Here is a 21,986-nt window from a genome sequence, read left to right as displayed (position 1 = left end):
CTACAACTAAAAGAAAGGTGATGATTATGAATCGAAAAGTCGTGGCATTTATTGCATCTAGTTTAGATGGATACATTGCTACAGAAAATGAATCTCTAGAATGGTTATTTAACGTAGAGGGCGAAGGGGATAATGGATTTTCGGAGTTCTACGAAACCATTGACACTGTTGTAATGGGGAAAAGAACGTACGACTGGGTCATGTATCAAGAAGCTGGAGAATTCCCATATAAAGATAAAAAGTGCTACGTATTCACACGCTCATCCGCTACTGATACTGAACATGTAACGTTTGTTAATGAAGATGTCTATCATTTTGTTCAAAAGCTAAACCAACATAAAGGCAAAAACATTTGGCTTGTTGGTGGAGGAGAATTACTATCTGGCTTTATTCAAGAGAAGTTAATTGATGAATTCATTATCACAATTGCACCGACGATTATCGGTAAAGGAATTCCATTATTCAAAGCTGGGGATTTTACGTTAGACCTTTCATTGAAAGGCACTCAACACTTTAATCAATTTGTGGAATTGCATTATGAAGTAAAATGAATTAGCAAACAACCTAAAAAAGCAGCTCATTTCATCAGAGCTGTTTTTATTTTTTAGGATTCACACTTGATGTCTTTCTTGCTTCTCTAAATGTACCTGTCGGAACAGGAGAAATAGGGGCAAGGCCAGGGAAACACCAACCGTGAGTGAAGCAATAATTGGAATCCAAAGATGCCTCATTCCCTTACGCTTTCCTTCGTAAATGATAAAACCGATAACGACAATAATTGAGATGATTACATCCCACCAAGCAAATGCTCCCATTCTCGATTGGTTCATTTCAGCAAAAAATTGCGTCAAATTAAAACCATAGTGATATAACCACGGTAACAACTGAGAATAAGGAAGTATTGTCCCAAGTACTGCTAATGCGCCATAAAAATACTTCATTTGTTCCCCTCTCTTCAAGGTCATTCACATTAATAGATTGATAAAAGTGTGCTACAACCCTCTTGCATTGTCCCGAAACTCTTTATCATCTGGCGAATAAAGAAAGACATGAAGACTGTAATGTTCCAACTTCTCTTTAGAAAGATTCTGTTCAAGATACTTTTCTACTTTTGCTATCTCTTCTTTATCAAAGATCGATACAGCAATTACAGAATCTGTGTCACCAACGTGTATACTCTGCACATGATGGTTTTCCCACAATGAATCCATAACAGCTTGCATGCTTGATGGTTCCTTATGTAGTAACGTTTGTAATGCGAATATAGAAACTACACAGACGATCCCAGTGATTGCTAATTTACTTTTTCTCATTTATATCACGCCCCATGCAAAGGTCACCTTAGACCAACATAATTTGCACATTATTCATTCAATTATTGATACAACCTTTGTTTCTTCACAACATTATATAAGCAAAGATTCAACATTGCTGCTAGTCCTATTAACATACCTGTTGCAATAATAAATGGAAATGCTCGTTCGATGATTCCTATGAGACTCATCAACTGCAATGCCACAAGTGTACAGCCTACGATTGTTAAAAGTATTGATAAACAAATCAGCCAAGGATTTTTTCTGCGCGTTTGCAATGTTCCTCACCCCTCTGTCAATTAGTTTAATCATACCATCGACGATGCACGTAAGATGACAACTTAATTTTCTTGTAAACCAAACAACGTTACCTAGCCATCATTCATTCCTATGCTCAAAATAATGTTCCATTTTTTGCTCAATTCCCTTTGGATCCAACTCACCAGAAATAGCATCAATAACAATGTGATCTTCGTCAATAAAATACGTCGTAGGAACCCCCGTTAAGTAAGGATAACTTTCTTCAAACAGCTCATTACTTTTTAAAAATGGTATAGTGTAGGGGTGCTCAAGTAAAAACGATAACACTCCATGATCATTAAATTCCAGACTATCCACATTAACTGCTAGAACCTTTAATTGTTCGTCACCATACTTGTTGTCCAATTCCTCTAATAACGGAAAGTTATCTTTGCACTGATCACACCATGAAGCCCATAAATTTACGATAATAAAGTTATCATCATAATCTTGAAGCGCTACGGTTTGCTCTTGATTTATCATAGTTAGTTGAAATTCAGGTGCTGCATAGCCCACTTGTGCGCTCTTTGGAGCGGAATATTGTACTATCAATACGATTACTACTACCATAAATAAACTTACAAAAACAGTGGTTACCGCTTTTTTCATAGAGAGTACCCCTTCAGTTAATTGGTTATACCAAAGCATCTATAACCATTGTAACGCTATCCGGTTTCTGAATTCACCATTTTTGGTATTTTTATGAAGTCAGCATGAGCGCGTTATAACATTGAAGGGAGGGAATGTTATACTGTCTGGTGGGGAAATGATTTCCGTAAAAGGAGTTGACGGGATGTTATGTTCAGTTATGAACTAATTTGTTACAGTTGCAAGCGAACGTTCCATGTCTATGAAGGATCTACTCTTTATAAGCTTGTCAAAGAACGAAAAGGCACTAAATTCACATGTGAGGATTGTCATCATAAAGCACGTCTTGAAGCGATTAAACGTTTTATGAATTAATTATTGACTCATAATTCTTTATATAACCTACGCGTAAAAAGGCGAAATCCCTTTTTGAACAGGGATTTCGCTCGGCACTCCAAATTAAACCCGTTTACTTTGGAGGGTCTGATTCTACGACTTCACCATTATTATAAACATCATAATATCCAACTGTTCCACTTCCACCATTATCAATCAATTCTTGGCTTTTTGCTTGAACTTTATAATAGCTTCTATTTTCTGGTATCACGTCTTTGTATCCAACGATTCCGAATCTAAGATCATCATTATCTAAAGCCTCTTCTGCAAAGGTAATAGCTTTCTCTTCCGTAAAGATCTTCTTTCCGTACTCTTCTTGCAGAATCATCCAAGTGTCAACGTCAACAATTCCACTTTGAGTAATTCCCTGATCTGCTTGCAAATTCTTCACTTGTTGTTCAGTATGTTCACCAAAAATCCCGTCAATGTCCGTTTCAAATCCGAAATGCGTTAACATGACTTGTAAAAACTCTTTTTCAAAGGACTCTCCAGGTCCCTTTGTGAGTATTGGTTGCTCTTCAGGAGTCCATTCGAAAATTGGACTATATCCTGGTGTAATTAAAGGATCAGATCCCTTTGATTGTTCAACTTCTAGTTCATTTCCTGATGATGCCTCTACAGATTGCACAGCGAATGGCATCGCTACAAGCGCAAACATGGGTACTAGGATTAACAGCTTCTTCATACGAATCTCCTCCTAAAAATTGAGTATCTTACTTCTTTCAGTACGGATCATCCAATGATTTTCACTGTTCGTCACGTCACATCTTTTTTTATTTGCGTCGCACCTCCTGGAAATCATTTCTGCAGCTGCGTTACTTATAGGTCGGGAATTAAACAGCGCGGTTACAAATAAATCATAATTAATTGTATATTCATTTATTAGTATCGAAACTGATCATTGAATAAGGTGCAATAAAAACAACTCCAAGATGCTCTCTTATCAATACATACCGATGATAAAAAAACTAAACATCAATTCGATTAAGTTAATCGATAAATTCTAACTAAACGCTTTCTTTAGTGCATTGATACGTTTCTTTTTGTTTGAAATGACGATCTTGCTATTCTCCACCATATCATAACCATGTACAGTACCTTTAGTGTCATTCAACTCAACTTGTTGTCCATTAGATATCAGTTTATTTGCATAGTTCAGCCCTTCATCATGCAAACAATCATATTGTGCAACCTCGATATAAGCATTAGGTAAGCCTGCTAAGGAGTCATTTTCCATCAGGGATGCATAATTTCTTAGATCTCCAACTCCATCCTGTAAATAGAGATCCCACATTTTTTTATTTAGCTTAGAATTCCACATAGGGGTGTCCACATAAACCTTCATTGAATTTGTATTCTGCCTCGCATCTGTAACCGGATAGATTAACATTTGAAAACAGAGATTTAGCGTCCCACGATCTCTAGCCATTAGAGTCACTCCAGTAGCCAAAGCACCACCAGCACTATCCCCACCAACTGCGATCTTATTCTTATTAACCCCTAAATCTTCGGTATGATTTCGCACCCAATCATACGCACTGTAGCAATCTTCTAAACCTATTGGGAAGGGACTCTTAGGCATTAACCTATAATTTACAAATACCACTTTACACTCTGCTTCAAGTGCATATTCAGTTACTAAATTTATATGATATGGGGCTTCTTTAATAGCAAAACCACCACCATGATAATAGATTAAACACGGTAAATCATCTTTAGGTGTTTCTAATAAAGGTTCATATACAGTCACAGTAATATCTTCTAATTGGTAACCGTCAATAATATAAGATGTTGTTTTGATTTGTTTTGGTAATTTAATTCTTTTATTTTTCCTGTCCACCAATCTATTCAAAGTTGGAAGTAGCTTTGGATATAAAGGTAACTTTTTATTTTTTAAAGAATCGAAATCGGTGTGTATATTGTATTTACTCATTGTCATTCTCCCATCCTTTTAATTATGTATAGTATACTAACAATGTGTTCGATAAAAAACATCAAGTTCGCTATATATGATACTTAACGAACGTTTATGCTATTTATGTTCGTTAATCACACAATGTTTACATTTATAGGAGGAAAAGATCTTGGTTAAACATGATGATAGACGTGTCAAATACACTAAACTAGTGCTAAAAGAAAGCTTATTACAGCTACTGAACGAAAAGTCTATTCTCGATATTACAGTTACAGAACTTTGTAAGAGAGCAGACATTAATCGCAACACTTTTTATACTCATTATCAATCCCCTCATGAATTATTACGAACGATTGATAACACATTTACGAATACATTTATTAGCAAAGTTGAAAAGTCTATGATCCACGGCAATTATCATCAGCTTTTTTATAACCTTTGTTTACACCTTCAAGATAATAAAGAATTATGCCTAACGCTCATATGTAATGGGAAGCGTGACCTTTTGACAAATATCATTAGCTACTTCAAAGAAGATATCGTAGAAAAATGGAAACAACAAAGTAGCATGGATCAATCAAAAGTTGAGTTATTGTATACTTTTGTTTCTGGTGGTAGCGTATCTGTGTTAGAAGAATGGATTCGCACTGACTTTCAAAAAAAACCTGAATTAGTAGCTGATGAAATCAAGGAGATATTAGTTGTTATTAATAAGAAGTTTATTAATAAAGTCTAAAATATTAGGCATTATTAAAGGAAGCATTCAATGAACGCTTCCCCAGTTTCTAGAATAGTCACTATTCGTTTACGATTTCTAAAAAGTAACTGGTAAAGAATTTAAACTTTGAGACGATAAGGCAATATCCCAATCCAACTCATCTCTTTTGACGTTCAATTCTATATTAGGAATACGCCTCAACATCGTAGTAAAAGCAATGTCTCCTTCAATTCTTGCTAATGGCGCTCCAAGACACATATGAATGCCTTGTCCAAATGCTAAATGCCTGTCAATCTCACGCATCACATTTAATTCATCCGGCTGATAAAACTTCTGCTCATCACGATTTGCCGATTTGACCAAAACCAATAACATGTCACCTTTGTTTATCTTTTGATTATTAATGATGATGTCTTCTTTGGCAAAGCGAGGACCTACACTTGTAGAAGGACCATTAAATCGTAATAACTCTTCTACAGCTGTAGGAACTAAACCTAAGTCTGATTTTAGATGCTCTAATTGTTTTGGGTGATCAAGTAGCATCATCGTCCCTGTGGCGATGAGATTTGAAGTCGTCTCGTGACCTGCAAAAATGAGTAATGTAATCATGGATATTAACTCTGATTCACTAAGACGATCGCCTTCTTCTTCAATTATTATTAATTGACTAATGAGATCATTCCCTGGATTTTTACGCTTCTCTTCGACGAGTTGTTTCGTGTAGTTTCCAAAGCTATTTAAACTATAAGCGATACTTGGGTCTTGTCTCCCCCACCCTAATCCTTTCGCAATTGCTGATGACCATGTTTGTAAGTCCTTACGATCTGATGTCGGTACTCCTAACATTTCACTAATCACATTAATTGGTAATGGATAAGCATAATCTTTGACGATATCCATTGCACCCTCTTCAATTACCTGATCTAATAACTCGTCTGCAATTTGCTGAACACGAGGTCGTAATTCTTCCATGTATTTAGGGGTAAAAGCTCTAGAAACTAATTTTCGCAGTCTTTTATGGTCTACCCCATCTACAAAAAGCATTGAATTACCCGTGAAAAATGTGTCAGGTGTTGAAGAGTCTAGATTATTCGCAAGATCTTCTCGTAAGTTGTTATCTTCTAGGCCCTTTGGATCTACTGTAAACCTTTTATTGTCTTTAAGCACATTCATTGCTTCGTCCATGTCCGTAATCATCCATGCTTGTTTATTGCTATCCATAGGATTAGGCACAGAAACTACAGATCCTATTGATCGAAGCTTAGCAAATAATGAAAAAGGATCTTCACTGCTTTTTCCACTCAGAAAATTTAATGTTTGTTCTTTTACTACTTCTTCAGTGTTTGTCATTATCTTACACTCCTCACTAAAAATAGCTTTTTAACTTGCGTCTTTAGATTACTGAAATTTCCTTGTAGTATGAACAGGACGTTTGAAGCAAAACACTATTTATCGAACAATTTCTGAAGAACTTGTTCGTTATTTTCTTAAAAAGAGATAATATAAGAATACTACTTTGCGGATACACGATACCTTTATAAATGTTATTTCCCCTTAATTCTTAACCAACTTAAGCTTCAGTAGTAAAAAACCCACACCACAAATAAGGCATGAGCTTTTCACTAATTACTGACGTCGATTTCATAGATAAAATGAGTACCATTCTAATTCAGCTCTTCGTATTCTTCTTTTCGATCTTCATGGAGCTGGAATGGCCTTTCACTAATTTGGTCTCCTATAAACAGCGGACCATCAAATTCTTCCCCGTTGATAAGAATTTGCCGACCTTATGGTCCGGGTCGCTTGCCCACGTATGAATCGCCGCCCAATACAATTCATCTTTACTAGCTGCATAGATCGTCGTATGTTCTTTGTACCTTTGGGCATCACTTGCTTCAGTGTTCTCTGTATAGTAAAGGTACACAGTTTCACTAACGGCATCCTCTTCATCAGAAGAAGCTTCCTCAGTGTCTAAATCACTTTCCGTTAGGTCTTCTCCTTCCACATCCAATGGCTCATCGTCGACATTATTCTCCTCGTCATCTTCAGGCAACTCTTGATCTTCCTCCAGATTGTTATCCGTACCGCTCTCTTGTGAATTCTCTTTTCCACCTTCGCAAGCAGGTAGGAATAAGAATCCAATTAAAGGAGTATATACAATAGGATGCTTCTTCATAACAGCCTCCTAGTTACACCTTATTTGATTTTTATTATTCGTAGCATTCACTATATAAGGAGCTTTTCTTGTCACCAAGAGTTGTGCCCTGCATACAGCTCTTACAGGCCGTTGACTTTATCGTTATATATTTCGCTCTTCTTCCAACTTCTTTAAGATCTGCTCTAACATCTTTTTGGTATCAGAATTATCAATCCCCCTTTGCGCTGCTGATTCTACAACAAAGTAAAGAATAAACAGAAAAATAACCAGTGCGGCTAATAAGATACCTAAGTTTATGTTCATAATTAAAACCTCTCCATCGTTGAATTTACGCCACTGACTGTCACACAGGCTCTACTATACAATTCCCTTAAAGATATCATTCAACTTATCTGGTCATGGAAAAAGGCACAAGCAGGCTGGTATGCCTGACTTGCACCCACATCCTGTCCAAAGGAATCCTAAAGGTTATACAAATCAAATCCTTGTAATTTCAGTAAACCTTCTACATGTGCAATCTCTTCGTCCACCATGTTCACGTACGGACAATCATCTGTAATTCGATGCTTTACTTTAATTCCCTTAAATTGCTCCAAACTAATGATTTTACACTGAGCTTCGCATTACGTTAAGGTCTTCATCATTCTTTGATCTTACTATTAGACCCCTAATGACGAGTGATAAAAACAGAATCGTATTTCATTAAACGCAATTGTAACTTACGTTACTACTCCAGTTTCTCAAGTGCAGTTTTGACGTCTTGATATACTTCTAAGTGTGCAAGCTTAACGCCAAGTTGAACTGTTGTTTGTGCCATATCAGGGCGGACTCCTGTAATAATTGTTCGAATTCCTAAAAGGCTTAGGGTACCCGTAACAGTGAAAAATCGTGATGCAGCATAGGTATCAAACATATGAATTGCGGATAAATCCAAGATTAACGTTTCAACTCCCTGTTCAGAAACCATTGGTACAACATTGTTTAGAATGTGCGTTGCACGATCATCACTCATTACACCTATAATAGGCATAATTGAAATGTTCTCTTTTACAGGTACAATAGGTGCGGATAAATCTAATAATTCCTCTTCCAATTTGACTAACCGTAATTGGTGACGGCTATTATAGTATTCCGTGGACTGAGCAATTGCTTGGTCAAAGATCTCAGTAATTTGATATAAAAACTGGAAAATTTGCTCTCCTTGATTACTTTCTTGAAAGGAATCCAACGAGCGTCTTAACTCATGTTCAACCTCTTGTAATGCATAAATACGAAACTTTGATAGCAATTGAATAATGTACTCTAACTCATAACCTTGCTGTGCTAGCTCATTCGTTGCATCGTAATCTAGATTCAATTCTTCAGTCGAATCCTGATTCAGCAACGCCTTTTTTACTTTTTGAAGAAGGCGGAGCAAAAGTTGACGGTGAAGTTCTTTTTCATTCTCAGTCAAGGCTTCTTCAGAGTTCTCTGAGGTTGCTTCAACAATCCCCTGTACCGTCTGTTCCAATCCTTCGAAAAAATGTTGATACAACAAACTAGTTTTGTCGGACATTTAAATACCCTCTTTCTAACTATTTAATCCAATACTCGCTATTGTTCAGTACGTGCTCATTTATTCAAAGCTCCCCATACCTGAATAAATATAAATTAAGTACTGTAGATTGGCTGTGTTACATTCTTTTTCAATTTGAACAAACGTGAATCGAATCTCACAATAAGTTGCAAATGTTTCTTGAAACTTTCTTGAAACTCATTATATCAAGTACTATTTATTATACCTGACAGCAACCTGTTCTAGTAAGAGAAAATGCTACACCGTTTAGACCATTATGTAGAAAGCACAAGAAAGTTCTTATGCCATATTTTTTATGCGCAATTCAATTTCCACGTTTCTGCTCAGTTTGTTTGAAACCATATAAACAGTGGAATGTGATTAGAACAATTCTTGGGGGTGTAGGGCATTAGATTTTTTCTTAATCGTATTTTTCCAGTAATCGCTATGGGGTCATTTCTGTTAGCTGTTTGGTTAAGATCTCTTCCAGCTTTTATAAACTCAATTGTGATTATGGTATTAGCTCTAGGACGTAACATGTTGAAAATGTTTAGGAGAGGTGAACGCGCCAAAGCTACCTTAGCATTATTCTTATTCATAGTTATTGTAGTGGTCTTCTTCCCAATCTTTCTTTAGATTAATAAAAAAAATTCAATTATGTATGTCAGCAACTTTGAAAACTATATATTGACCCAATCTGACATAACAACCTTTGTTTTATTCAGTCTCACCTTATTCAACTTCTTTCAGTCACATCTTCATTTTCCCCAGCTTCATTTCCTGATGCACTTTGTTCATCACTTCCACATGCCGTTAGCACCGCTATACTGAAAAAAAGTGTAGGCATCGTCTTACCAAACGCTTTCATGTAATCCACCTCCTAAATTAATGACGTATTTAAAATGGTTAATTGTGCAATCACATACTTTTACCCTAAGTCATTTGGGAGTAATCTGATATTTACTCAATGCCGCGTTTACATCTTTGTTTTCAATCGATATTCTAATAAAACCAACGTGTTTAACTGGTTACACCCATTTGATAACATGACATTCTTCATTGGTTTGTTTTTTATAGTCGTAATACCTACATACGTCTTAGCATGAAAATCAATTTGTAACCGATACAAACCTAATTTATGTAACAAAGCACCATAACCGATCCCTTTATAGTTTGGATGAACTCCGATCCAAAACATACGTCCCTCTTGATCTGTATTAGGTTCAATATGGGGTAAAACAATTCCCACTGGAATTCCGTCAACGATATAAACTGTAAACATCTCATGATATTGTGATGGGAGTTCAACTTTCATGCTCTGAAGAAATTTCTTTGACTCACCTTTATCGACGTCCATAATCGTTGCTAATAGCCTTATTGAACGATCTTCAAAAGGAAGCCACACCTCGTAGTGAGCTTTATCTATTGTAATTTCATTTATCAATTGGGATGTGTACAGGACTCTTTCTCCAATGATTCTCATTTTCTCTCGAGTTTTATTAAGCTGGTTAAAAAGTTGATTCGTGCATTCAAGTGTTACACGTTTATACCCATAAGTATGCGCAGTTGAGAATAGTTCAATGATCAAATGATCGACTTTGGAAATTTCTTTAGGTGCACCATGAAAAACTTCTAACATAATTTGTTCATCGTTTTTCAAAACATGAATATCATGTTCTTTTAACTCTTGAATCAGAGAATTCATACACTCCCCACCTCTATAACAGTAAAACTCTACTCTTATGCCCAATAAAAACTTGCAACGTATTACCGTCCAAATCATAGAAGTCAAAGAACTTCTTCACATCGTCACTTTCCAATTCACTAACCGTCACACCATTTTCTTTTAATACTTTATACGTCTTCTCAAGTCTTTAGAGAAAAATGGGATACACTTTATGATATGATTCGCTCACTTCACCTTCTTCAATCGTTACAGGCATCTCACTATGGCCAATCGATAAGATTCGATAGTTATCTCCTACTAAGCACTTGCCTTCTCAACATTACTAACACATAAACCAGTAGTGTCAATTCGTTCAAGTAAACTCATTGATTTTTCACACTCCAATTTTATTTGCTTCATCCTTTAATTACATAATAAAGCACAAGCAGGTTGCTATTCCTGACTTGTGCCCTTAAAGATGTTGCTCTAATTGTGGTTTGAATGAATCTTTCGGTCATTCACGAACGCTTGTAGAAAGAACGCTTCATTGAAATTCGGTTCTCTACGATATTCTTTCTTAAAAGAATCAAGAGCTTCCTCCATTGAAGTCGAGTCTACAACACGGCTTGTAGAGGTCAGTTCGTTCCAATATACATTCATTTCATTTTGGTCACATATGGATTCGTGTCCAAGTAATGAGTCGTTTGCTTCATACTTTGTAATGCTTTCAATCATAGGTAGTAAATGAGATTGTTTATAATGGAATAAAGAGTTTGTTGTCGTTCCATAAGCACAATCGCCTAAATAAATGACTTTATCATCGGGAACGTAAACAATCGTAGAATCATCGGTATGTGTCTCTTTGATCGTTTCAAGCAGACAAACTTTGTTTCCTAAATCAATTGTAAATTGATTCTGAAAAATGATATCCGGTGAAACTAATTTAAATGACTCCCGCTCAGGAATTTCATCCACAATTACTTCAACACACTGATCCGTAATCAAACTAGAATCTTTGTACCTTTGTAGAGATTCGTCGTCAAACGAATATCTTTGCCATTGTTTGATCGTTTCATTTGTCAGGCTATTTACGATTATGCTAGCATCTTCAAACTCATTCATCCCTAAAAAATGATCCCAATGACCGTGCGTAATCACAACATATTTCACTGGGGGAACATTTAATGCTCTTACTTCTAATAAAAATTCTCTTGCATGTTGAGCAGAATTTCCAGCATCAATAACCAGACTATACTTATCACCACAGACCAACCCTAACGCAGGTCTTTCTCTTGCGTCATCATTCGCTAAATAATAATTGCTTTGATTTATTTGGTTTAGCATCATAGATCTCCTCTATAATTTGATTTAATAGTTCGAATTATATTACGTTGTAGGTTTTCGTTTAGTTTCGTTTTGCCATTGGACTGTTACCTCCTAACTTTTGTAAAGTGATTTGGTCCTAGATGTGATATGATCATGAAAATAAATGAAAAACAGTTGAGAACATCTTGTTCTCAACTGCTTGGTACGTTATTCACTAATAAACATCTGAGTCCAATAATTGCCGTCTTCTTCATACCCAACACCGATATGAGTAAGCTCTGGGTCAAGGATGTTTTGACGATGTCCGTCTGAGTTCATCCAACCATCCATCACTTGTTCGGAAGTCTGCTGTCCCATTGCAATATTCTCAGCTGCACGCATGTACTCAATACCAAATTCACTCATCATCCCAAATGGCGAACCATAAACCGGGCTCACGTGGCTGAAGTAGTTGTTCTCATTCATATCCTCAGATTTCACTTGAGCAACTTCAGATAAATCTTCATCCAATTCCAAAGGGTCGAGACCTCTCTCTTCTCTCTCCTCATTAACAAGATCGGCTACCTCTTCTTGTTCAGCAGCATCGGCATCATTTATTCCAAATACACCGATCAGCGCCAAAGACGTAAACGAAAGTAAAAATTGTTTCATGCTTTAACACCTCCGTCTACGAATCTACCACATATAATTGTCACTAAAAATGAACCTAAGACTCAAGTTTAAAGGGGGAAAAATCACGAAAATAGACGTGTAATCCATAACTCAAGTCCAGGTTCCACACGTTCACAACCTTCTAACCCTTCCATTTTAATCCTGATGAGTAGGATGTATGAATGATATGACTGCCCATTCGCAAATTAAAACTAGTACATTCTGAAACAACTCACACTTAAGCATGATTTTATAACGAATAGCTTCTAAATTGTAAGTCATCATTTTCACCATAATAATTCCATTCGTTCCAAAGCCAACCTGTAGATCACTACAGGTTATACTTGAAGAACATTCAATGCTCTTATTTCTCTTAAAAACTCTCGTGCATTCTAAGTAGAATTTCCAGCATCACAACTTAATTCGCTTGCCTAAAAAAACGCAAAAAGTACTTTCACTTATTTTGCGTCCGTTCATTCTAACTTAGCAGGAATTCAATTCATTAAACTTCTTTAACGAATAACCTCATTATAAATTTGTCCTTCGCCATTCTCCCCAATGCTAATAATTTTCAAACGTTCTTCATCTAGAATATAGATTGATTTATATTCTGCATTCCCATCATTTTCGTAAAGGAGTACCCGACTGTTGCCTTTATCATTTTCCAGATTGACCTCTTCAAAATCCGAGCCAATTTGATTCTCGATCACAGTTAACTCAGGCCATTTATTTTTATTTTCTTCAAAAAAGCTTGTACCACCCTCATCATTGTTACCACAAGCGACTAACAATCCAACAAGTGCAATAAAAGCCGCTGTTACTGTCGCAACTCTTCTCATAAGCAACCTTCCTTACATTCACCATTTCTGTGTTCTAGTCCATTATGATATTTCACAAACACCCTCAACTTCACAGTGAGGTTCAAGCCAAATACCGTGCACAGTAAAAAAGATACCACAATTTCATAATTAAGATTCAAAAGTACAATCACATGTAAACTTAACTTGACATAATGTAAGGTTGAGTTTACATTGCAACTAAGGTGATCATTATGAAAATAAACAATCGAGTCAAAGAAATGCGGGCTAGACATAACCTCACACAAGAGAAGCTAGCTAAATCGGTAAACGTCACTAGGCAAACCATTGTTGCCTTAGAGAAAGGAAGTTACACACCATCTCTTTTACTCGCCATGCAAATTGCGAGCGTCTTTGAGTCTCAAGTAGAAGAAATCTTTACGATTGAGGAGGAATAACAATGAAATTGTTTTGGGGAGTTTTCAGCTCAGTGGGAATTATTATTTTGTTCGGTTGGTCATTAATTGAATTTTATCAATTCACTCAATTGATTGCCTCACAAGGGTTAAATCCACCTTGGTCTGCATCCTTAAACTTATTGCCCTTCTTGCTTTTTAGTTTATTTTCACTCATTACATTCATTATTTATAAAAAGAAAAAGAAATCCTTACTTTTTCCTGCAGAGATTGAAGAAAACGACGAGCGTGAACAGTTTATTACTTCTAAAGCAACACGATTCGCCTATATAAGTATCTTTTATAGCTTTCCTTTCATTACAATCCTAATGCTTTTGTATCCATTTATTTCTGAGTCTTTTCCGTACTACCCTATAGTGATTATGTTGCTTTTTCCAATTTCCCAAATTCTCGTCTATGCTTTTGCTTGGCAACGGGCGTATACTTCATAATATTACAGTCATTCGCAACAGCTTAACGAGTAATCTATATAAGCTGTTGTTTTATTTAAAACTTATACTTTTCTCTGATGAAGGCTTAATTTCTTTCACCTCAGCTTCTCAAACTTCGATCACCTGACTGGTCACTGTGTAAATTCAAATCTCTGCTCTTAACTTGTATAAAGCGAACATTCCTTTGAAACACTAACTTTTATAATTATATAAAGGAGTGTTTGGCTCACGTGGACGAAGAAAACAAGTTTAATGAAAACAGCAAAAACGAACAGATGGAACAGTTTCGCAGTGCAGATAACGAAGACAAGGCAATGACTACAAATCAAGGATTGAAGATCTCAGAAGACGAATTTTCACTCAAAGCTGGTGAACGTGGTCCGTCCTTGATAGAAGATTTTCATTTCCGAGAAAAAATGACACACTTTGATCATGAGAGAATTCCAGAGCGAGTTGTACATGCCCGCGGCTTTGCAGCTCATGGTGAATTTGAATTATATGAATCGATGAAGCCTTATACAAAGGCAAAATTTTTACAAAATCCGAAAGTGAAAACCCCAGTTTTCGTGCGCTTTTCAACCGTTGTTGGATCACGTGGTTCATTGGATACTCCTAGAGATGCCCGTGGTTTCGCTACAAAATTTTATACCGAGGAAGGGAACTATGATTTAGTAGCGAACAATATTCCGGTTTTCTTTATTCAAGATGGAATTAAATTCCCTGATGTTGTACATGCCATTAAGCCGGAACCTGATAGTGAGATGCCTCAGGCCAGTGCCGCCCATGATACATTCTGGGACTGGGTCTCTCAAAACCAAGAAAGTGCCAATATGATCATGTGGCTAATGAGTGATCGAGCGATTCCTAGAAGTTTTCGGATGATGGAAGGATTTGGTGTACATACGTTTCGCTTAGTGAATGATGAAGGAAAAGCTCATTTCGTGAAGTTTCACTGGAAACCAATCCTCGGTACACATTCACTGGTCTGGGATGAAGCACAAAAGTTAGGAGGCAAAGACCCTGATTTTATACGTAGAGATCTGTGGGATGCGATTAATCTAGGAAACCATGCTGAATATGAGCTTGGCGTTCAAATTATTGAAGAAAAAGACGAATTTGCCTTTGACTTTGATATACTCGATGCTACTAAAATCTGGCCTGAAGAAGACGTGCCTGTCCGCATTATTGGTAAGATGACATTGAATCGAAACGTCGATAATTTCTTTGCTGAAACAGAACAAGTCGCTTTTCATCCAGGAAATGTCGTTCCAGGAATCGATTTCACGAATGACCCTCTCTTGCAAGCCCGTTTGTTCTCTTACACTGATACACAGTTACTCCGTCTTGGGGGTCCGAATTTTCACGAGCTCCCTATTAACCGTCCTGTCTGTCCGTTTTATAATAATCAGCGTGATGGGTTCCATCGTCAAACGATTAACAAAGGGAAAGTTTCTTATCACAACAATTCACTCGCAAACAATTCACCACACACAGTAAATGAAGCAGAGGGCGGATACGTTCACTACCAAGAAAAAGTCGAAGGACGTAAAGTACGTGCTCGAAGTGAGAGCTTTAAAGACCATTTCTCTCATGCGACACTTTTTTGGAACAGCATGAGTGAATCAGAAAAACAACACATTGTCGATGCATTTCGCTTTGAACTTTCTAAAGTGAAAAGTAAAGATATTCAACAGAATGTGGTCGATATGTTTGCAAATGTTGATGTGGAAATGGCAACAAGCTTTGCGAAAACACTCAACGCCACTCCACCTTCATCACAAAAACCAACCGTGACGAAATCTTCCCCGGCACTTAGTCAAGAAAACACTCCGAAAAAAGCAACTACAAGGAAAGTCGCTGTGGTCATCGCTGACGGTTTTCATGGAGGCAATGTAAAAGAAATGGTTGAGGCTCTGCAAGGCGCTGGTGTACAAGTTGCCATTCTAAGCGATAAACTCGGACCGATTCATTCATCAGATGGAAAGGAAATCGAGTCCATGCATACCTTTCTTACCGATGGATCTGTCGCTTTTGACGCAGTTTATATCGCTGGAGGGGCAAATGCTGACAAACCGTTTAAAGAGAATGCAAAAATGTTTATGAAAGAAGCATTCACGCATTTTAAACCGATAGCTGTAACGAATGAGGGCAAACAATGGTTTGACGAACAGCAGCTCAGTGATGAGACCGGCATTATTTCAGACGTTGGCGAAACAACTGGTTTTGCATCTCAATTTGTTGATGCCATTGCCTCTCACCGATTCTGGAAAAGGAACATTTCATAATCGTAAAAGCAATTTAATCGATATTTGAAATAAAATGGTGAAATCCTGAATTAGGATTTCGCCATTTCATTTGTCACAATTGTGTAAGTAATGCTTCATCATCTAGCATTCTCTGTGTAGCCAACCTATAAGTTTAGCTATAGCCATGCTATTTTAATTTTCCCCTTCATTTTCATTTACTTCGATCCTCTCAACGCCATCTTGTGTCGGTGGTAACGAATCTTCTCTAAAAGCATCCGGATCATAATAGACAGAGACCTGATCTCCTACTTCGACGCTTTCATTTACATCATTTGGTACGGTAAAAATGATTGTGTCTTCATCTCCACCTATGGATCCTTCAATCGTTATACGTTCGTAACCATTATTACCGTTTGTTATTTCTGTTATCGTTCCGGAGTAACGGTTTAGCTCGCTGTTACTACAGCCTATCAATAAAATAATCAGTAGTATAAGGCTCAGCGACTTACGCATACGAAACCTCCCAATATTAACAGAATTTTTGGTGTTTAGTACTGTTTCTCATACCACAACTTAAATCTCTGAAGTAAGTGATGGTACTTGTAATTGTCCAGCACTTCTTCTGTTTCATAAAATAAGTGAAGCTCTTCAACGATTGCTTCATTCGTGAAATATAGAGATAGAATTTCTAAATTCTCATTTGTTCTTGTCGACCAGCTTTCATCTTGTACATTTACCGTTAGATATGCGCCCCGGATCAGTTTCTTTAGAACACTACGTTTTTCAAGTATTGATATCTCTTTATCACTTTTTAAATCCTGAATTTGTCCATTGATTGTTGGAACGAGGTCTTTATTAAGTGCACGACTAATCATGCGATTAGGTTTCATTGCAGGGAATTTTGTTGATAGATCTTTGCCGTAGATACAATAGCACATGTGCCTTAACCAAAATCCCCACTCATAATAATTATCTGAATCTACGACATCGATTAAATCTCCAATATCGTAATCAACTTTCTTTATTACATGGTTATCTTCAAGAAGTTTACTAGTTTTGTGCTCAATCCTATCTTTCTCTAGTGTAGTAACCGATGAATGTAAAATAACAGTTACGTCTACATCTGATTTAAAAGGAATCGCTTCACCTCTTGCGACACTTCCATAAACATAAATGCTGTGCAATTTATACTCAAATACACTTCGTAGCAATTGTACTATGATTTGAAGGATCGGTTTAAATTCATCTTGTAGTTTATTTTTAGTTGTTTGATTACTAATAAATCCCTGATTATCCGTACCTAACCTCGTTGGCACTTTCACTGCCTCAACCCCTTACGTATGAGTAACCGTAAAACGATCTTCAGTAATTGTCACAAAAGTAAACGTAATTACGCCTTTGCTACAACTATACTTCATTACTGTTTAACCTTTATTTGAATTTCTTCCCCTGTTAATCGTTTATTAATCTCTTCTATAGCTTCGCCTTCCCTGCCTGATTTGACAATTGGAGTCAATGTCAACTCTTCGATATGTTCCGATAATCGTCCATATTGCCAGAATGAATTTTCACTCAACGTCTGACCAGCCTCAGGTGGAATAAGATTCCCATCTTGATCAGACATTTCAAAGATGACATCATACTCCCAATCAAATGGTTTAGCTTCTTCATTATTGTACATTGTATAGTGTAGTGTCGAAGATCCTGGGCTAATTGCAAATGAATCCACGTCAACAACTTGTCCATTATCGAGTTTGATTGTTTCATTAATATCAATGACTTTCGTATCTTCAGATAGTTCTGCACCGGATGTTTTAAATGCAAATGACCACTCTCCTTCAATCACATGATCTGTCGTCTGATGAAGAAAATGAGAGTATGTAATTTCGATTGGTTTTTCATATAATATGGAAGAGAATTCTTCGTCAATATGGACCGAACTAATCATGGTCACTGTATGTTCATCAACAATGTCCCGCTGACCGGATGCACCCTGTGAAACTTCTTCGCCATTTACTTTAAGATGTGGCATTGGAAGCATATAGTCAGTTAAATCTACTTCTGTGGAATAGAATGTTGTGCTTACAATCAGACGATGGTTATCATACATCACCTCATTAAGTGAGACTTCTATGTCTTTGTCTTCCACGTGAGTGCCTACGACTGTCACATAATCATCAAGTACATGTTGTTCATCATCTTCATCTAATAAAAACCCACTGATTGTCGACCCAATCCACGGCACATTAGCGAGAACTCGCGGTTCAATGGTTCCAATTAGAATGATCGCAGCCATAAGAGATGTCACGGATAGCATCACTACATGTTTAGATTTACGAATCGGTTTTTTTGTTTCAATATGCTTTCTAATTCGTTCTTTCTCAGAAAGACTTAATGCTTCTTCATTTTGTAAGTTAGAAAAATTGGCTCGATTTAATTTCCTATACAGCTTGTTCATGGTTTCATCTCTTTTCTAATTTTTAAAAAGCTTGCGAAGTTGTTTTCTGCCTCGTGACAAGCGATTGTATATTACGGATGACGAGAGTCCCAACTTCTTTTCTAAAGCTCTTGTCTGTTCTCCCTCTAAATAATAATTACGAAAAAGATTCCGATCCTTTTCTGGTAAATGATTGAGTAACTCTTCAACTTCTTCCTGTAATGCTCTTTCTTGCTTTTTCAAGTCATCATAGTATGTTATTTTTCCATCATCATCTGTACTTGACTCCCTAGCAAGTAACCTTAACTTCTTACGCTTATAATCAATCGCTTTGTGGGAAGCGACTGCGGCAATCCAATTTTTTAGGCTGTTCTTCTTCGGATCAAATTCACTAATCTTATCCCAAACGACCCAGAACACATCATTTATACACTCTTCTCGTTCTTGAGGGTATTTGTAGAGGTACTTGTAGACGATATGTTTTACGAGGCCGCCGTAAGTATCAATCACATATTGCAGTGCCTTCTCATTCTTTTTCTTTAGCTGTTTGACTGCGTTTTTTTCACTGATCTCCACTTGCTCCCTCCTTATACCCTCTAATACGTTTTCACTTTTTAATTCCTATCATTTTTGTGATATAAACGCACAAAACAAAAAAAGCAGCATGAAATAGCTACTTAACGACTCTTAAAAGCGAAAGATCGTGAGTTATAAAGACTTCTCTTCTTCCTTTTGTTTATCCGCTCTATACTTACTCATTTTATAAATACAGCACCACTACCTGATGTTCAACCATACAATCATTTCAAAGATTCATATCCTAATGATAAAGGAGTGAGAATATGAAAAAGCGAATTACAATTAATAACAATTTAATCAATGGTCCAGGGAATATTTCTCCGATTCCTCCATTACCACCAACGTCTCCTACTTTTCCAACACAACCGACTCAGCCCACCCCACCAGTTCCGCCTCTTGAAGATTTATTATTTATTGGACGCTCTGGTGGAATTACTGTATATGATGTATCACGAAGACGTGTTATCACTGAAATTGAAAATGTAGGCACACCAAATGATATTTTTATCAATTCCGAAATGAATTTGCTTTATGTAACATCTTCATTAGGATTAAGCGTTTTAAATTTATCAGATTATCAATTAATTGCACAAACACCTGTACCATCGGGTATTAACGAAATTGGATATAATCCAACCAATAACACCGTCTATGCCGGTGCAGACTTTAGGGCTTTTGGATTTGATCCCGATAACAACTATCAGCTAAGTACGACGATTGATGTCACTCCAAGCGGTGCCAGTAGCGGAATGTTTGCACTAAACCCATTGACTAACAGAGGGTATTTACCGATTGGCCTAGCTGATAATGTGTATGTTCTTGACCTACTCACCAATACTTGGGTAGATACTGTCATTACTTCTCCTAGTGCATCAGGTTTAGTGGCTGTAAATTCAACAACAAATCGAATTTATACTTCAAACAGTTCAACACCAAGTCGAACTATTCTACTCGACATCATTGATGGCAATACCAACACTGTCACAACTACGATTGCCCTCGCCGAACCTGAGAATTTATCCACAGGTATAGCCATAGACGAGATCAACAATCGAATTTATGTTTCAAATCGAAACACGAATAACGCATCAAACGTTCTTGCCTATGTTGTAGATGGAAACACGAACACTTTACTAGACACGATTACGATTGACCGAAACGTAAATACTAGTTCAATCACCGTTAACCCAAGTGTACGTCGCGCGTATATCTCTGATGCTGGTAATGACATTATTTATGTAATTGACACCATTTCCAATACTGTAGTTGAAGAGCTTCCATTCCAAAGTTTTGTTCTAGCAGCCTATACACCTTAATCATCGAATTGGCACTTATATTTGATCTAAAAGGATAGAAAAGGAATAACAATCCTCAGGCTGTTGAGAAACTTAAACGGACCAAAAGCGTACTCGTAAATGAGTAAGCGGCTTCTGTGGCTACGCTTGCCGCGGGCGTCTTCGCCACGACAGCCGCTTTTATACAGCTTATTGAGTTTGTAAAAGCAAAAGTAAAATGTATAACTTCAATACTTTAAAATCTACAAGTTCATTAACTCTTTACTTCATTTATATAAGAACAGCACTTTTTCGACAATCTGAGGAATAACAATCCTTTTCTATCCTTTTAAAGCAAAATATGAAGTAATTACTTTGGGATTATTCAAGTGAAACAATTAACATTAACCTGCCAAGTATACTTTAAGAATCGCACCTTCACCAGCATTGTCGAAAACTTCAATCCAACTTTGACCCGAAGACTCGTCATATCTCGTTTCAAGTCGTTTCCCATGAATCATAATAGTTTGGCCAACTTCTTCATTTTCCAAAGCTTTCATAAACGCTTCTAAGTCCTCTTCGTCAGTAGTTGGCGGAGGTTCATTTGTCTTTGATGGTGAGGATTTCAACTCAATCTCTACGATACCATCCCACGTATGAAGACGAACTGTTTCAGACGTGATCCATTCTGCTGTATGCAAACCGAGAACCTCTTCAGCATCTATACCTGATGGGAAGTTTCTACTCATAATAGTCATAGATTGGTCCTCAAGAGATCTTCCTAAAATCCCGAATTTCGTCTCATAAAAGCTATAAAAATAGGTCGTTTCCCCAAGCGTGAAATCTCTATATTCGACGACGAGCGATTGTTGATCATGCGGAGAGTCTATACGCGCATAGCTACTCTCTGTGATCCAAACGATAAAACCATGTACTAGCAATACTACAAAACTAAGAACTAAACTTATAAAAACCCAACCATTATGTAGAGATTTAGAACAAATCCCTAACACAGATAGAACAACGATGTTGATGACAATCGGAATAATGTACCCCGTCGGTTTTATAAAAAGAACATGAAATTCTGAAAAATGGATGATGACAAGCAACACGTTCATTATCCCTAATACAACGAGAAGACCTTTAGTTTTTGTCATATA

At 36.9% G+C, this 21,986-nt stretch carries 26 protein-coding genes; 6 read left to right on the top strand and 20 right to left on the bottom strand.

The window, feature by feature from the left end; all coding sequences use genetic code 11:
• Positions 1-20 precede the first annotated feature (20 nt).
• Positions 21-551 (top strand): dihydrofolate reductase family protein, encoded by a 531-nt coding sequence (locus JOD17_RS07040; protein ID WP_204696534.1) that lies wholly within the window; start codon positions 21-23, stop codon positions 549-551.
• A 60-nt stretch (positions 552-611) separates the two neighbouring features.
• Here JOD17_RS07040 and JOD17_RS07035 read toward each other — a convergent pair whose 3' ends face one another.
• The 6 genes from JOD17_RS07035 to JOD17_RS07010 form a co-directional block, all read right to left on the bottom strand.
• The gene (locus tag JOD17_RS07035; RefSeq protein ID WP_204696532.1) at positions 612-941 is read right to left on the bottom strand and encodes a DUF2834 domain-containing protein; all 330 of its coding nucleotides are present in this window, start codon (positions 939-941) and stop codon (positions 612-614) included.
• Positions 942-992: 51 nt separating this feature from the next.
• Positions 993-1,313 carry a YolC/YozM family protein gene (locus JOD17_RS07030; protein WP_204696530.1) on the bottom strand — a complete coding sequence of 107 codons (321 nt, stop codon included), beginning with the start codon at positions 1,311-1,313 and terminating at the stop codon, positions 993-995.
• 62 nt (positions 1,314-1,375) lie between these two features.
• On the bottom strand, positions 1,376-1,591 hold the full coding sequence (locus tag JOD17_RS07025) for a hypothetical protein (RefSeq protein ID WP_204696529.1): 216 nt from the start codon (positions 1,589-1,591) through the stop codon (positions 1,376-1,378).
• Between the two features lie 100 nt (positions 1,592-1,691).
• Complete coding sequence (locus JOD17_RS07020) at positions 1,692-2,222, bottom strand: TlpA family protein disulfide reductase (protein WP_204696528.1); 531 nt, start codon at positions 2,220-2,222, stop codon at positions 1,692-1,694.
• Positions 2,223-2,670: 448 nt separating this feature from the next.
• Positions 2,671-3,282, bottom strand: coding sequence for a peptidoglycan-binding domain-containing protein (locus JOD17_RS07015; RefSeq protein WP_204696527.1), 612 nt, complete (start codon positions 3,280-3,282; stop codon positions 2,671-2,673).
• A 318-nt stretch (positions 3,283-3,600) separates the two neighbouring features.
• Complete coding sequence (locus JOD17_RS07010) at positions 3,601-4,530, bottom strand: alpha/beta hydrolase (RefSeq protein ID WP_204696526.1); 930 nt, start codon at positions 4,528-4,530, stop codon at positions 3,601-3,603.
• Between the two features lie 151 nt (positions 4,531-4,681).
• Here JOD17_RS07010 and JOD17_RS07005 point away from each other — a divergent pair, with 151 nt between their 5' ends.
• Positions 4,682-5,248: a TetR/AcrR family transcriptional regulator gene (locus JOD17_RS07005; RefSeq protein ID WP_204696525.1), complete on the top strand. Its 567-nt coding sequence runs from the start codon at positions 4,682-4,684 to the stop codon at positions 5,246-5,248.
• Positions 5,249-5,326: 78 nt separating this feature from the next.
• Here the strand turns inward: JOD17_RS07005 and JOD17_RS07000 are convergent, their stop codons facing one another.
• The 9 genes from JOD17_RS07000 to JOD17_RS06965 form a co-directional block, all read right to left on the bottom strand.
• Complete coding sequence (locus tag JOD17_RS07000) at positions 5,327-6,580, bottom strand: cytochrome P450 family protein (protein ID WP_204696524.1); 1,254 nt, start codon at positions 6,578-6,580, stop codon at positions 5,327-5,329.
• A 385-nt stretch (positions 6,581-6,965) separates the two neighbouring features.
• A complete protein-coding gene (locus tag JOD17_RS06995; protein ID WP_204696522.1) occupies positions 6,966-7,406 on the bottom strand; it encodes a hypothetical protein in 441 nt (146 codons plus the stop codon).
• 123 nt (positions 7,407-7,529) lie between these two features.
• Positions 7,530-7,691, bottom strand: coding sequence for a hypothetical protein (locus JOD17_RS06990; RefSeq protein WP_204696521.1), 162 nt, complete (start codon positions 7,689-7,691; stop codon positions 7,530-7,532).
• 424 nt (positions 7,692-8,115) lie between these two features.
• Positions 8,116-8,943: an STAS domain-containing protein gene (locus tag JOD17_RS06985; RefSeq protein WP_204696520.1), complete on the bottom strand. Its 828-nt coding sequence runs from the start codon at positions 8,941-8,943 to the stop codon at positions 8,116-8,118.
• Between the two features lie 736 nt (positions 8,944-9,679).
• Positions 9,680-9,811: a hypothetical protein gene (locus tag JOD17_RS21520; RefSeq protein ID WP_275581700.1), complete on the bottom strand. Its 132-nt coding sequence runs from the start codon at positions 9,809-9,811 to the stop codon at positions 9,680-9,682.
• A gap of 108 nt (positions 9,812-9,919) precedes the next feature.
• A complete protein-coding gene (locus tag JOD17_RS06980) occupies positions 9,920-10,648 on the bottom strand; it encodes a GNAT family N-acetyltransferase (protein ID WP_204696519.1) in 729 nt (242 codons plus the stop codon).
• Between the two features lie 447 nt (positions 10,649-11,095).
• On the bottom strand, positions 11,096-11,953 hold the full coding sequence (locus tag JOD17_RS06975; RefSeq protein WP_204696518.1) for an MBL fold metallo-hydrolase: 858 nt from the start codon (positions 11,951-11,953) through the stop codon (positions 11,096-11,098).
• A 189-nt stretch (positions 11,954-12,142) separates the two neighbouring features.
• On the bottom strand, positions 12,143-12,586 hold the full coding sequence (locus JOD17_RS06970) for a CAP domain-containing protein (RefSeq protein ID WP_204696516.1): 444 nt from the start codon (positions 12,584-12,586) through the stop codon (positions 12,143-12,145).
• A gap of 512 nt (positions 12,587-13,098) precedes the next feature.
• A complete protein-coding gene (locus tag JOD17_RS06965) occupies positions 13,099-13,425 on the bottom strand; it encodes a hypothetical protein (protein WP_204696515.1) in 327 nt (108 codons plus the stop codon).
• A 212-nt stretch (positions 13,426-13,637) separates the two neighbouring features.
• Between JOD17_RS06965 and JOD17_RS06960 the strand changes: the two genes are divergently transcribed.
• From JOD17_RS06960 to JOD17_RS06950, 3 genes are all read left to right on the top strand, one after another.
• Positions 13,638-13,841 carry a helix-turn-helix transcriptional regulator gene (locus JOD17_RS06960; protein ID WP_204696513.1) on the top strand — a complete coding sequence of 68 codons (204 nt, stop codon included), beginning with the start codon at positions 13,638-13,640 and terminating at the stop codon, positions 13,839-13,841.
• 2 nt (positions 13,842-13,843) lie between these two features.
• On the top strand, positions 13,844-14,290 hold the full coding sequence (locus JOD17_RS06955) for a hypothetical protein (RefSeq protein WP_204696512.1): 447 nt from the start codon (positions 13,844-13,846) through the stop codon (positions 14,288-14,290).
• A 275-nt stretch (positions 14,291-14,565) separates the two neighbouring features.
• On the top strand, positions 14,566-16,575 hold the full coding sequence (locus JOD17_RS06950; protein WP_239575320.1) for a catalase: 2,010 nt from the start codon (positions 14,566-14,568) through the stop codon (positions 16,573-16,575).
• A 153-nt stretch (positions 16,576-16,728) separates the two neighbouring features.
• Here JOD17_RS06950 and JOD17_RS06945 read toward each other — a convergent pair whose 3' ends face one another.
• The 4 genes from JOD17_RS06945 to JOD17_RS06930 all read right to left on the bottom strand — a co-directional run bounded on the left by JOD17_RS06945 (position 16,729) and on the right by JOD17_RS06930 (position 19,549).
• Positions 16,729-17,049 carry a hypothetical protein gene (locus tag JOD17_RS06945; protein WP_204696510.1) on the bottom strand — a complete coding sequence of 107 codons (321 nt, stop codon included), beginning with the start codon at positions 17,047-17,049 and terminating at the stop codon, positions 16,729-16,731.
• Between the two features lie 35 nt (positions 17,050-17,084).
• Positions 17,085-17,858 carry a nucleotidyltransferase domain-containing protein gene (locus JOD17_RS06940; RefSeq protein ID WP_204696509.1) on the bottom strand — a complete coding sequence of 258 codons (774 nt, stop codon included), beginning with the start codon at positions 17,856-17,858 and terminating at the stop codon, positions 17,085-17,087.
• 95 nt (positions 17,859-17,953) lie between these two features.
• A complete protein-coding gene (locus tag JOD17_RS06935; protein ID WP_204696508.1) occupies positions 17,954-18,994 on the bottom strand; it encodes a DUF4179 domain-containing protein in 1,041 nt (346 codons plus the stop codon).
• 15 nt (positions 18,995-19,009) lie between these two features.
• Positions 19,010-19,549, bottom strand: coding sequence for a sigma-70 family RNA polymerase sigma factor (locus tag JOD17_RS06930; RefSeq protein WP_204696507.1), 540 nt, complete (start codon positions 19,547-19,549; stop codon positions 19,010-19,012).
• A 266-nt stretch (positions 19,550-19,815) separates the two neighbouring features.
• Here JOD17_RS06930 and JOD17_RS06925 point away from each other — a divergent pair, with 266 nt between their 5' ends.
• The gene (locus JOD17_RS06925; RefSeq protein ID WP_204696505.1) at positions 19,816-20,868 is read left to right on the top strand and encodes a YncE family protein; all 1,053 of its coding nucleotides are present in this window, start codon (positions 19,816-19,818) and stop codon (positions 20,866-20,868) included.
• Positions 20,869-21,230: 362 nt separating this feature from the next.
• Here the strand turns inward: JOD17_RS06925 and JOD17_RS06920 are convergent, their stop codons facing one another.
• A complete protein-coding gene (locus JOD17_RS06920) occupies positions 21,231-21,983 on the bottom strand; it encodes a hypothetical protein (protein ID WP_204696503.1) in 753 nt (250 codons plus the stop codon).
• Positions 21,984-21,986 lie beyond the last annotated feature (3 nt).

This window comes from Geomicrobium sediminis (genome assembly GCF_016908595.1).
Lineage (GTDB): Bacteria > Bacillota > Bacilli > Bacillales > Marinococcaceae > Geomicrobium_A > Geomicrobium_A sediminis.
The sequence above is the reverse complement of the archived record's forward strand: the minus strand, read 5'-3'. Positions and strand labels throughout refer to the sequence as shown.